At 62.9% G+C, this 12,104-nt stretch carries 13 protein-coding genes; 9 read left to right on the top strand and 4 right to left on the bottom strand.

What is annotated here, in order from left to right:
• Positions 1–118: 118 nt before the first annotated feature.
• The 5 genes from FJ492_RS19505 (at position 119) to FJ492_RS19485 (ending at position 4,977) form a co-directional block, all read left to right on the top strand.
• Complete coding sequence (locus FJ492_RS19505) at positions 119–1,135, top strand: polyprenyl synthetase family protein (protein WP_140507870.1); 1,017 nt, start codon at positions 119–121, stop codon at positions 1,133–1,135.
• A 108-nt stretch (positions 1,136–1,243) separates the two neighbouring features.
• The gene (locus FJ492_RS19500) at positions 1,244–1,912 is read left to right on the top strand and encodes a GntR family transcriptional regulator (RefSeq protein WP_140507868.1); all 669 of its coding nucleotides are present in this window, start codon (positions 1,244–1,246) and stop codon (positions 1,910–1,912) included.
• Between the two features lie 107 nt (positions 1,913–2,019).
• Positions 2,020–2,613: a biotin transporter BioY gene (locus tag FJ492_RS19495; protein WP_140771642.1), complete on the top strand. Its 594-nt coding sequence runs from the start codon at positions 2,020–2,022 to the stop codon at positions 2,611–2,613.
• Positions 2,610–3,059 carry a DUF1284 domain-containing protein gene (locus tag FJ492_RS19490; protein WP_140507865.1) on the top strand — a complete coding sequence of 150 codons (450 nt, stop codon included), beginning with the start codon at positions 2,610–2,612 and terminating at the stop codon, positions 3,057–3,059. The genes FJ492_RS19495 and FJ492_RS19490 overlap by 4 nt, the downstream gene beginning before the upstream one ends.
• A 142-nt stretch (positions 3,060–3,201) precedes the next feature.
• A complete protein-coding gene (locus FJ492_RS19485; RefSeq protein ID WP_140771640.1) occupies positions 3,202–4,977 on the top strand; it encodes a tetratricopeptide repeat protein in 1,776 nt (591 codons plus the stop codon).
• 98 nt (positions 4,978–5,075) lie between these two features.
• On the opposite strand, the gene FJ492_RS19480 is transcribed toward FJ492_RS19485, so the two are convergent.
• Positions 5,076–5,537 (bottom strand): GNAT family N-acetyltransferase, encoded by a 462-nt coding sequence (locus FJ492_RS19480; RefSeq protein WP_140507863.1) that lies wholly within the window; start codon positions 5,535–5,537, stop codon positions 5,076–5,078.
• 210 nt (positions 5,538–5,747) lie between these two features.
• On the opposite strand from FJ492_RS19480, the gene FJ492_RS19475 reads away from it, so the two are divergent.
• The gene (locus FJ492_RS19475) at positions 5,748–6,680 is read left to right on the top strand and encodes a glycine--tRNA ligase subunit alpha (RefSeq protein ID WP_181165853.1); all 933 of its coding nucleotides are present in this window, start codon (positions 5,748–5,750) and stop codon (positions 6,678–6,680) included.
• Between the two features lie 3 nt (positions 6,681–6,683).
• On the opposite strand, the gene FJ492_RS28800 is transcribed toward FJ492_RS19475, so the two are convergent.
• Positions 6,684–6,860 (bottom strand): hypothetical protein, encoded by a 177-nt coding sequence (locus tag FJ492_RS28800; protein ID WP_181165842.1) that lies wholly within the window; start codon positions 6,858–6,860, stop codon positions 6,684–6,686.
• Positions 6,861–7,054: 194 nt separating this feature from the next.
• On the opposite strand from FJ492_RS28800, the gene glyS reads away from it, so the two are divergent.
• Both glyS and FJ492_RS19465 read left to right on the top strand, forming a co-directional pair.
• Positions 7,055–9,442, top strand: a complete 2,388-nt coding sequence (gene glyS, locus FJ492_RS19470) for a glycine--tRNA ligase subunit beta (RefSeq protein ID WP_140771638.1) — start codon at positions 7,055–7,057, stop codon at positions 9,440–9,442.
• 176 nt (positions 9,443–9,618) lie between these two features.
• Complete coding sequence (locus FJ492_RS19465; RefSeq protein WP_140771636.1) at positions 9,619–9,918, top strand: ATPase; 300 nt, start codon at positions 9,619–9,621, stop codon at positions 9,916–9,918.
• Between the two features lie 78 nt (positions 9,919–9,996).
• Here the strand turns inward: FJ492_RS19465 and FJ492_RS19460 are convergent, their stop codons facing one another.
• Together FJ492_RS19460 and FJ492_RS19455 are read right to left on the bottom strand one after the other, a co-directional pair.
• Positions 9,997–10,383 carry a hypothetical protein gene (locus FJ492_RS19460; protein ID WP_140771634.1) on the bottom strand — a complete coding sequence of 129 codons (387 nt, stop codon included), beginning with the start codon at positions 10,381–10,383 and terminating at the stop codon, positions 9,997–9,999.
• Between the two features lie 140 nt (positions 10,384–10,523).
• Complete coding sequence (locus tag FJ492_RS19455) at positions 10,524–10,970, bottom strand: hypothetical protein (protein WP_246676073.1); 447 nt, start codon at positions 10,968–10,970, stop codon at positions 10,524–10,526.
• 166 nt (positions 10,971–11,136) lie between these two features.
• On the opposite strand from FJ492_RS19455, the gene FJ492_RS19450 reads away from it, so the two are divergent.
• Positions 11,137–12,099, top strand: coding sequence for an L-threonylcarbamoyladenylate synthase (locus FJ492_RS19450; RefSeq protein WP_181166695.1), 963 nt, complete (start codon positions 11,137–11,139; stop codon positions 12,097–12,099).
• The last annotated feature ends 5 nt before the right edge of the window (positions 12,100–12,104 follow it).

Genomic DNA, 12,104 nt, shown 5'->3' with positions numbered 1-12,104 from the left:
GGTTGTCGTCGCCGCCGCGCCAATTCGCCACTTGCCGTGGCCGTGCCCGCCGCCCTAGAGTCCGTGCCGGGACTAAGGGTGCCGTCGCACGCGTTATACCAAGACGGGAGTGATTGTCGTGGGTGTCGTTCTCAACATCGAAAACGGGAAGCGGGAGCCCGCCTCCATCCAGGATTTGATCGATCTGACGGCGGCCGATATGGGGCGCGTCAACAAACTGATCCTGTCCAAGGCCGGCTCCGACGTCGAGATGATTCCCGAAGTCGCCAACCATCTGATCTCGTCCGGCGGCAAGCGGCTCAGGCCAATGCTGACGCTGGCTGCGGCGCAGATGTTCGGCTATGCCGGCGAGGGCCACGTCAAGCTCGCCACTTCGGTCGAGTTCATGCATACGGCCACGCTTCTGCATGACGACGTTGTCGATGAAAGCGGCATGCGGCGCGGCAAGAAGACCGCCCGCATGATCTGGGGCAACCAGGCCAGTGTGCTGGTCGGTGACTTCCTGCTCGGCCAGGCCTTCCGCATGATGGTCGATGTCGGCTCGCTCGAAGCGCTCGACATCCTGTCGAGCGCCGCCTCGATCATCGCCGAGGGCGAGGTCATGCAGCTTGCCGCCGCCAAGAACCTCGAAACCACCGAGGACGAGCACTTCGCCGTCATCAAGGCGAAGACCGCAGCGCTGTTTTCGGCCGCCGCCGAGGTTGGCCCGGTTATCGCCCAGGCGACCCGCAACGATCGCGCTGCGCTGCGCTCCTACGGAATGAATCTCGGTCTTGCCTTCCAGCTCATCGACGATGCGCTGGACTATGGCGGCACCAGCAAGGATCTCGGCAAGAATGTCGGCGACGATTTCCGCGAGGGCAAGGTGACCTTGCCGGTCATCCTCGCCTACCGGCGCGGCAGCAAGGCCGAACGCACCTTCTGGAAGCGTGCCATCGAGGACAATGTGGTCGACGACGCCGGGCTGGAAAAGGCGATCGGCCTGATGACCCGCCACGGCGCCATTGCCGACACGATCGGGCGCGCCCGCCATTTCGGCGAGATCGCCCGCGACGCCTTGGCGCCTCTGGAAGAGACGCCGCAGAAATCGGCGCTGATCGACGTCATCGATTTCTGCATCAGCCGGGTGAACTGAGGCGACCGGCTTTCGCTGGGCTTTCCGGGGCTGCGCCAGTGAAAAGACGCCTGTGAATTCGCCCCTGCCGTCTCGACAAGCCGCCTTGCCGCAAATTATCTATAAATCATGGCAAAGGGCACGGACGACACCATAGCGGTGCGCATCAGCAAGGTATTGGCGGATCGCATCATTTCCGGCGCGATCGAGCCGGGGGCGAGGCTGCGGCAGGATCATGTCGCCGAGGAATTCAACACCAGCCATGTTCCCGTGCGCGAGGCCTTCCGCCGCCTCGAGGCGCAGGGGCTCGCCGTCAGTGAGCCGCGCCGTGGCGTGCGTGTCGCAGCCTTCGATCTGGGTGAGGTCAAGGAGGTCGCCGAAATGCGGGCGGCGCTCGAAGTGCTGGCACTGCGCCACGCCGCGCCGCATCTGACCTCGGCCATTCTCGACCAGGCCGAGGAGGCGACCAAGGCCGGCGACAAATCCCGCGATGTCAGGTCGTGGGAGGAGGCCAATCGCGCCTTTCACCGGCTGATCCTGGCGCCATGCGGCATGCCGCGCCTGCTTGCCACCATCGACGACCTGCACGCGGCAAGCGCGCGCTTCCTGTTCGCGGCATGGCGCTCGGAGTGGGAGACGCGCACCGATCAGGACCATCGGGCGATCCTCAGCGCCTTGCGGCAGGGAAATACCGAATCGGCCGCGGCAACACTGGGACGGCATGTCCAATGGATTGGCCGCAAGCCGGTCAGGACAGCGTCCGGCGCCACGCGCGAAGCCTTCGCGATCGTGGGTTAAACGCCCTTTTCCCAAGCCTGGGCTTGCTATCGCTCCAAAAATGTGGATTCGATAATAGATCGAAAGCATAAATTATCTATAATTTTGGATTGACCAAAGGGAAGCCTATGACCAACCTCGCATTCTCGTCCGCCAGATCATCCTTCAGCCCGCTGCGCCTCCAGCAGCGATCGCTCGGCTGGCAGGCCGGCGCCGTCGTGCTCGGCACGCTCTTCCTTGCGCTCTCCTCCTACATCGAGGTGCCGATGGTGCCTGTTCCCGTGACCATGCAGACCTTCGCGGTAACGCTGATCGGCGCGCTCTATGGCTGGCGGCTTGGCGCGGTGACGATCGCCGCTTGGCTGGTCGAAGGTGCTGTCGGCTTCCCGGTCCTGGCCGGCGGCGCTGCCGGCATACAGCATTTCGTCGGCCCGACGGGCGGCTATCTCTTTGCCTTCCCCATCACCGGCGCGCTGGTCGGCTGGTTGGCCGAACGCGGCTGGAACGGCAACAGGGTTTTGCTTGCCTTCGCCGCCATGCTGCTCGGCAACGTCGCCTGCCTGGCTCTCGGTACGGCCTGGCTTGCCGTCATGATCGGCGCCGAGAAGGCCATCACCTTCGGCTTCGTTCCGTTCATCGTCGGCGGGTTGCTGAAGTCGGCGCTTGGCGCCGCGACACTGATGGCGCTCCCGCGCGGCAAGATGAACTTGCCGAAGCCGTGACGATCAGGCTTCGCGCCCATCATCTCCTTTGCCTGCTCACCTATGTGGGCAAGGGATACAGCCCCGCCTTCACCGCCAATTATGACGGGATCGCGGAGCGCCTGAGCCGGGGCGAGGACATCCTCCTCGTCTCCGGCCCGGACGACATCTGCGCCCCGTTGCTTGGCGAGCCGGAACCGCACTGCTTGCGCGACAGCGCGGCCGGGCGGGACCGGCAGGCCGGCGATGACGTGGAAGCGCTGCTGGCTCGGCCGATCCGGGACGGCGTCCGCCTCGATCTCGATGCCGCGACCCTGATGCGGCTGCGGCTGGCGTTTTCGGCCGGCCACGTGCGCAAGGCATGCGGGGGCTGCGAATGGAGCGGGCTGTGCGGCACGGTGGCAAGTGGCGGCTATCGCGATACGCGGTTGCAACGGCCCGTTAAGACGCAAAACTGTCCCTTTTAGCCATGGTTTGTTAATCGGGTGACCCGATTGTGAATTTCGGGCGGATTGAAGCGCGACCCCAAAAAGGCCATGCTTTGCTTGGAAGATCGAGTCTGGGTCGATCCCGCTGACGCGGAGATGGCGCCTGGCTGAAAGGGATATGATGCAGCAAGGACGTGCGCGCTGGCTGACAAGGCTGGCAATTGTGACGGGCATGGCGATCTCGGCTTTGCCGGCCTATGCCAAGCAATCCACCGAACCGGTCAAGATCTCGTCGTTCTCGGGCGCTTATCTGGCTGCCCGGATCGCCGAGGGCGACAACGACCTCGACAGCGCTATCGCGTACTACAAGCAGGCCTTGGCCTTCAATCCGAGCGACACCGCACTGCAGCAGAGCCTGATGCTATCGTTGATCGCGCAAGGCCGCTTCGACGAATCGCTGGTCTATGCCGACAAGCTCAAGGAAGTGCCCGATGTGGAGCGCTTCTCGCGCCTGGCGCTGGCCGTCGATTCCTTCCACAAGAAGGATTTCACCAAGGCGCAGTACTGGCTCAAGCTGTCGCTGGAATCCGACCTCGACCGGCTGATTTCCGGCGTCATGTCCGGCTGGGCCGAACAAGGTACCGGTCAGGCCAGCGAAGCGATGGCTTCGATCGACAAGTTGCAGGGGCCGGATTGGTTCGGCCTGTTCAAATCCTTCCACCGCGCCCTGATCGCCGATGCGTCTGGTATGCCCGAAAAGGCCGAGGCGATCTACGCGGCGACGATGCAGGATACCACGGCCGGCGGTGCGGCACCTGAAACCTGGATGCGCAACGCGCAGGCCTATGCATCGTTCCTGGCCCGCAAGGGTGACAAGGCCAAGGCGATCTCGGTGCTCGACCAGGCAGAGGCGTTCTCGCCGGGCAAGCTGGAAATCGTCGCCTTGCGTGACAGGATCAGCAAGGGCGAGAAAATTGCGCCCTTCGTTTCCGGTCCGTCCGACGGTGCTTCCGAAATCCTGCTCGATCTTGCCACCGCGCTCAACCGTGGCGGCGGCGAGCCATTCGTGCGCCTCTATCTGCAATATGCCTTAGCCCTGAAGCCCGACAGTGACGCGGCCCTCGTGCAGCTCGCCGCCGTCGCCGAACAGCTGAAGGACGGGGAAGGCGCCATCGCGCTCTATCGGCGCATCCCGGACTCTTCGCCGCTGAAGGAGATTTCGGACCTGCAGCTTGGCCTCAATCTTGCCGACCTCGACCGCCATGACGAGGCGATCACGCATTTGAAGGCCTTCGTCGAAGCCCATCCCAATGACATGCGCGCCTATCTGGCGCTTGGCGGAGTCTACTCCTCAAAGGATGATTTCCGCTCCGCCGCAAATCTCTACGACAAGGCCGTCGAGGCGCTGAAGACGCCAACCGCCGCCAACTGGAACATCTTCTATCAGCGCGGTATCGCCTATGAGCGGCTGAAGGAATGGCCGAAGGCCGAGCCGAATTTCCGCAAGGCACTGGAATTGCAGCCGGATCAGCCGCAGGTGCTGAACTATCTCGGCTATTCCTGGGTCGACATGAACACCAACCTGAAGGAAGGCCTGGAGATGATCCAGAAGGCCGTCGATCTCAGGCCAAGCGACGGCTACATCGTCGATTCCCTGGGTTGGGCCTATTTCCGCCTCGGCCGCTTCGATGACGCCGTGCGCGAGATGGAACGCGCGGTCGCGCTGAAGCCGGAAGATCCGGTTCTGAACGACCATCTCGGCGACGCCTATTGGCGCGTCGGCCGCAAGCTGGAAGCCACCTTCCAGTGGAACCAGGCCCGCGACCTGAAGCCCGATCCCGATGTGCTGGCCACCCTGCAGCAGAAGCTGATGAAGGGCCTGCCGCCGATCGAATCCAACACGGCGCAGGAGACCCCGAAGGTCAAGCCGGAGCCGGTTCCGGCCCCCAAGGGCTGAAAATCGCCTTTTTTGGAATGCGAACGGGGCTCTCAGGGCCCCGTTTTCGTTGATATCCGTTCCGCTCAAAAATGCCTGCCGGCGCGCCGGAAACGTCCTCAGAACATCTTACGATAGACGACGAAGCCCGAGCGTTCGCCGACCGTGTCATAGAGCTTCATTGCCGTGTGATTGGTTTCATGCGTCAGCCAATATACCCGGCCGGAACCGGCCGCCTGGGCGCGCTCGTAGACGCCTTCGATCAGCGCCCGGCCGATGCCTTTGCCGCGCGAGCCCTCGTTGGTGAAAAGGTCCTGCAGATAGCAGTTCGGCGCGATCGCCGTGGTGCTGCGGTGGAACAGGTAATGGACGAGGCCAAGAAGCTGGCCCCCGCTCTCGGCGACCAGCGCATGGACCGGCTCGTAGGCGTCGAAGAAGCGCGACCATGTCATCGCGGTGACGTCGCTTGCCAGCGCCGTCTCGCCCGAACGGCCATAGAACGCATTGTAGCCGTCCCACAGCGGCATCCATCGGTCGAAATCCTGGCGCGTGACGGGGCGGATGGTGATCGGGTTGGACATGGCTGAACCTGCTGTGCTTGAAGCGGACGCTTTGTTGGATCGCGGAGCGTGGCGGCGAGCAATGGGCCAGTCGCACGCAAAGTTTTCAACATCGCCCGGCATGCTCACGACGGCCGGCATCGGACGCGCCTTGCTTGACGCTTCGCCGCCGTGTCTCTAGGACGTGGCCGCAAGCTAGCCTGTGTCGCCGAGGCCACCGTGACGATTGAAATGTCAGCCCATATGCATCCCAGCCGCTCCTTCCAGGGGCTGATCCTGACCTTGCACAATTACTGGGCGGCTTATGGCTGCGTTATCCTGCAGCCCTATGACATGGAGGTCGGGGCCGGCACGTTTCATCCCGCAACGACGCTGCGCGCGCTCGGGCCCAGGCGCTGGAACGCCGCCTATGTCCAACCATCGCGACGTCCGAAGGACGGCCGCTACGGCGAGAACCCCAACCGGCTGCAGCATTACTATCAGTACCAGGTGATCCTGAAGCCCAACCCGCCGAACCTGCAGGAGCTTTACCTCGGCTCGCTTGCGGCGATCGGCGTCGACCCGTTGCTGCACGACATCCGCTTCGTCGAGGACGACTGGGAAAGCCCGACGTTGGGCGCCTGGGGGCTTGGCTGGGAATGCTGGTGTGACGGCATGGAAGTGTCGCAGTTCACCTACTTCCAGCAGGTCTGCGGCATCGAATGCGCGCCGGTCGCGGGCGAACTCACCTACGGCCTGGAGCGCCTGGCCATGTATGTGCAGGGCGTCGACAATGTCTACGACCTCAACTTCAACGGCCGCGAGGGCGCCGACAAGGTCACCTATGGCGATGTGTTCCTGCAGGCCGAGCAGGAATATTCGCGCCACAATTTCGAATACGCCAACACGGCGATGCTGCTCAGGCATTTCGAAGACGCCGAGGCCGAGTGCAAGGCGCTGCTCGAGGCCGGCGCGCCGGCCTCAAACGACAATCTGCCGATACACGAGATGGTCTTCCCGGCCTACGACCAGTGCATCAAGGCGAGCCATGTCTTCAACCTGCTCGACGCGCGTGGTGTGATCTCGGTCACCGAACGGCAGAGTTACATCCTGCGGGTGCGCAATCTGGCGAAAGCCTGCGGCGAGGCGTTCTTGAAGACGCAAGCCGGTGGCCTGGCGGCCTGAGTCTCAACCGCCGTTGATCATTTCGAGGGAAGCGTTGATCGGCGGCAGGATCTGGCCGCTCGGACCAGCCATCGTCCGCAGCGCCTGCCGCACGCCCGGCATCGAGAAGGCGCCGTGAGCCTGCGCGGCGAAGCAGGCGCTGAGCGCGAGGATCTGAAGAAGTCTGGATGCCGTTTTCATGATCGTTCAGCCAATAGTTCCCTGCCTGAGCGTGGGTCGCTTCAGCGCTGCGTTCGGTTCATGGAAATCTTTGATCCAAGGACGGGCCGGATCGCATCATCCCGACAGGAGGGTCAAAATTTCCGGAAAGGGTGACAGCGGCCAGCCGAGTTGCTATGCCCCGCGCGGACCATTTTGCCGCGTGAGCCCCAACCATGCCTGACCTGCTTCTAGAACTTCGCTCGGAAGAGATTCCCGCTCGCATGCAGCGCAAGGCGGCGGGTGATCTGAGGAAGATGCTGGCCGACGGTCTGGTCGAGGCGGGGCTGACCTACGAGGCGGCGCGTGAGTATTGGACGCCGCGGCGCCTCACCCTCGATATCCGTGGCCTCAACGCACGCTCGAAGGATATTCACGAGGATATCAAGGGGCCGTCGACATCGGCGCCTGAACAGGCGGTCCAGGGTTTTCTGCGCAAGGCCGGGTTATCTTCTATCACCGAGGCGCATGTCCATTCCGACCCGAAGAAGGGCGACTTCTATGTCGCGCACATTTCGAAGCCGGGCAGGGCGGCCGAAGAGATCATCGCCGGTCTGGTGCCAGATATCATCCGCACTTTCCCCTGGCCGAAATCGATGCGCTGGGGGCCGGCCTCGGCCAAGCCCGGATCACTGCGCTGGGTGCGGCCGCTGCAATCGATCCTGTGCACCTTCGGCCCCGAGACCGAGGAGCCGGTCGTGGTCGATTTCGAGATCGACGGCATCCGCTCGGGCAACATCACCTATGGCCACCGCTTCCATGCGCCGGGCGAAATCACCGTGCGCCGCTTCGACGACTATGTGTCGAAGCTGGAGGCGGCCAAGGTCGTGCTCGATGCAGACCGGCGCAAGGAGATCATCCTCGCCGATGCCCGCAATCTCGCTTTCGCCAACGGGCTCGACCTTGTCGAGGACGAGGGACTGCTTGAAGAAGTGTCCGGGCTGGTCGAATGGCCTGTCGTGCTGATGGGCGAGTTCGAAGAGGCTTTCCTGGCCATTCCGGCGGAGGTGATCCGCCTGACCATCCGCGCCAACCAGAAATGCTTTGTGACGCGGCCGCAGGGCGAAGGCGAGGCGCTCTCCAGCCGTTTCATTCTCACCGCCAACATCGAAGCCAGTGACGGCGGCAAGGAAATCGTGCACGGCAACGGCAAGGTGGTGTGCGCCCGCCTGTCCGACGCGCTCTATTTCTGGAAGACGGACCAGGGCGATCTGCCTGATCTCGTTGAGCTGGAAGCATCGGCTGAAAAGTTCGGGCTCGATCTGAAGAAGCCGCTCGACCAGCGCATGGCTCGGCTCGACCATCTCAATGTGACTTTCCATGCCAAGCTTGGCACGCAGGGCGAGCGGGTGCAGCGCATCAAGCGACTGGCGGAAGAACTGGCGCCGATCGTTGGCGCCGATCGTTTGCCTGCAGGTCGCGCTGCCGTTCTGGCCAAGGCCGATCTCACCACTGAAGTCGTCGGCGAATTTCCCGAGCTGCAGGGCGCCATGGGCCGCAAATACGCGCTGCTGCAAGGCGAGCATTCCTCGGTCGCCGCAGCGATCGAGGAGCATTACAAACCGCAGGGCCCGTCCGATCGTGTGCCGACCGATCCGGTATCGATCGCTGTCGCGCTCGCCGACAAGCTCGACACGCTGGTCGGTTTCTGGACAATCAACGAGAAGCCGACGGGATCCAAGGATCCGTACGCGTTGCGAAGGGCGGCGCTCGGGGTCGTGAGAATTTTGATTGAGAACGGGATTCGGTATCCACTTCTGCAATTGCCGGTGTACGAGATTATAGAGCCCAGCTATCGACCGAAAGTGTCTATAGTTGATGATCTGACTTCCGATGATTTTTACCGCGATGATTTCGACAACATTATCGAATCGATCGAGGACGATCAGGTGGAGCAGGTCGATCGCGAGTTGTTGGAAAGAGCGATCAGATTTGCGCGTAGGCAATTCGATCTTGGGAAGTTCGAAGATTCAAAATCTGAAGAAGATGGCTCACGGTATCACATTGAGATCAAGGGGCCGGTTTTTGATTTTGCCAACCCTCACCGCGACCTCCTCGCCTTCTTCCACGACCGCCTTAAAGTCTATCTCCGCGACCAGGGCGCGCGCCATGATCTGATCGACGCGGTGATCACGCCTCAGTCCGACGACCTGCTGCGGATCGTGCGTCGCGTCGAAGCGCTTGGTTCCTTCCTCGACACCGAGGACGGCAAAAACCTGCTCGCCGGCACCAAGCGTGCGGCCAACATTCTGGCTGCCGAGGAGAAGAAGAAAACGGCGGTCGCCGAAACCGTTGAGCCGGCGTTGTTCCGGCAAGATGCGGAGAAGTCGCTGTTTGCCGCGGTGAATCAGGCCGAGAAGCAAGCCGGCGAAGCGATTCAAAACCAAGACTTTTCGGCTGCCATGCTGGCGCTTAGCGTGTTGCGTGAACCCGTTGATTCATTCTTTGAGCATGTTCTCGTGAATGATGAGGACTTGTCGGTACGTGCCAACCGTCTTGCGCTGCTCGCCCGCATTCGGACCGCTACCGGCCAAGTCGCCGATTTCTCGAAAATCGCCGGCTGAGAAACATGATCCCGAAAAGTGGGCACCGGTTTTCGGACAAGATCATGCAGGGATAAACCGGGCTGTAGGCCCACGAAAAATATCTCCCAGCCGGTCGTTCGAGCCGGCTTACAGTCATATGACGATGATCTCTCCGTGGCAAAAGGGACATGTTCCCCAACCCAACGGAGGCTTCCATGAATTCCGATCACGAAATCGAAGTGACAGAAGAAATCTCGGCGCCCGCCGAGGCGATTGAATCCGCTTCCGAAACCGCCCTCGATCATGCCGCCGCCGCCACGTTCGAAGCCGCGGATCTGTCTGATGAAGACGAGGATGGCGATGACGAAGATGGCGATGATGAAGACGGCGAAGAGTCTGACGAAGACGACGCCGATGACGCTGTGAAGGCCGAAGGCGACGACGCCGAGGGCGAAGAAGAATCCGACGACGGCGAGTCCGACGAAAAAGACGACGACAAGGAAGAAGCGGCCTGATTTCAGGTGACAGGTTTTCTCGAGGAATGGGCGGTGCTTTGGCGCCGCCCTTTTGGTTGTCTTCTCAAACTGATTTGATCAGTTCTCCAGAATGCTGACGCGCACGCTGTGTTCATAGACGTCGACCTGGATCAGCGGCTCGCCGTTAACGATGGCGCGCTTGGTCGAGGAACTCATCGCGCCGGGGCGCTCCAGCATGCGCTGCAGGTCGGCGCGCTGATCGTTGGTCATGAACCAGGCATCACCCTCGTCGTCGCTGTCGCGGCGATGGAATTTGTGCCAGTTGGCGCGGTCCTGCCGCACCATCTGCGCGGCGCCATCCAGCGCATAGCCGTCGCTTGCCTGGTGATCGCGATCGGAAATGCGCGCGACATAGGACCCCAGCATGTCGTCCGCATGAGCCGCGCCGCCAAGCAATGACGCCAGCAGAAGCCCTGCCACTGTAACGGTCTTCGATTTTTTCATGAGCAACCCCCTTGCCTTGAACAATGCAATCCCGTCTGCGGAAGCGGCTACGCCGGACGAAATTTGCCTGACAATGGTGCGCAGCGCGCCAGACCGCCGTCAAGCAGCCGAGCATTTGACTGCCCGGTTTGGCGAGGTCGCTATTTGACCTTGCCGGCTCCCGAAGCGGGCTGTCGGGCTGCCGGCCGTGGTGCGGCTGCCGCCGGTGCCGCTGCTTTCCCTTGCACTGCAGGCGCGGGGGCGGCCGAGGCGGTCGCCGTGGCGGGGACGGTTGCCGCTGCCGGGGTTTTGGCCTGCACCGGTGTCGAGAAGGCGCCGCCGACGACCCCGCCGCGAATGATCATCGGGCTCTGCGGGAAGGCGTGCCTTGCCCCGGCCTTGTCCGGGATTGCCGCCACCTTTTCATCGGTGACGTCAGGCTCGCCGAGCGCAACGACGGACACCACGTCGCTCGCCTTGCCGTCGGCGGCCTTCAGGACAAGGATGGAAGGCGTCGAGGCCGGCGCACCGGGAAAGACCAGCGACGAGGCCTGAGCCCCGCCAGCCATAGCAGCCAGACTGATAGCAAGCGTTCCCCAGATACGCATAGACACTGACATAGCTCCTCATTGCCCAGAAGCCGCACGATAGTGCCCGGCGATTGATACCGGCTTTCATGGAAACATAGCATTTTAGGAATTGGTGAATTGCCAATGCCCGCTTGCCCCGGCGGCGCTGTCGTACTACGCAGCCGGCATCCGCGAGGTGACGAGAGTGGCTGAAATACTTGCCGTCGGCGAAGCGATGGAACCGGCGCTGGCGCTGCTTGAGGGCGGCGATGTCGTCGCCATTCCGACCGAGACCGTCTACGGGCTGGCCGGCGACGCCACCAACGGCATTGGCGTGGCGCGCATTTTCGAAGCCAAGGGGCGGCCGCGTTTCAATCCGCTGATCGCCCATGTCGCCGACATGGCGATGGCCGAGCGCATTGCCTCGTTCGATCCGCTTTCGAAGAAGCTCGCGCTTGCCTTCTGGCCGGGTCCGCTGACGCTGGTGCTGCCGCAGCGCTCCGGCAACGGCATTCATCCGCTGGTCACCGCCGGGCTCGACACGATCGCCTTGCGCATGCCGAGGGGTTTTGGCGGTGACCTGATCGCAAGGCTTGGCCGACCGCTTGCGGCACCGAGCGCCAATTCATCCGGCAAGATCAGCGCGACGACGGCGCAAGCCGTTGCGGCGGACCTCGGCGCCCGCATCAAGCTGGTGGTCGATGGCGGCGCAACACCGGTCGGGCTGGAATCGACCATCGTCAAGGCCGAAGGCGAGAGATTGCACCTGCTTCGGCCCGGTGGCATTGCCGCAGGGGAAATCGAGGCGGCCACCGGCATCGACCTGCTGCGCGGCGGCGCTGCCGGCGTCGAAGCGCCGGGCATGCTGGCCTCGCACTACGCGCCGGGTGCCGCGGTGCGGCTCAATGCGCGGGCGGTCGGCGAGGGCGAAGCGCTGCTCGGCTTTGGCAGCCAGAGAGCGGAAGGCTGGCGCGGCGCAACCGCTTTCCTCAACCTGTCGGTTTCAGGCGACCTGCGTGAAGCGGCAAGCAATCTCTTCGCCTACATGCAGGATCTCGACCGCAGCGGCGCGCGCACCATCGCGGTCGAGCCGATACCCTTTGACGGCCTCGGCGAGGCTATCAACGACCGGCTCTCCCGTGCCGCCGCTCCTCGTGACAATGCATAGCCCTC

Origin of the sequence: Mesorhizobium sp. B2-5-4, from assembly GCF_006441095.1 — a bacterium.
Taxonomy (GTDB): Bacteria; Pseudomonadota; Alphaproteobacteria; order Rhizobiales; family Rhizobiaceae; genus Mesorhizobium; species Mesorhizobium salmacidum.
This window is presented reverse-complemented; position numbering and strand designations above follow the sequence as displayed.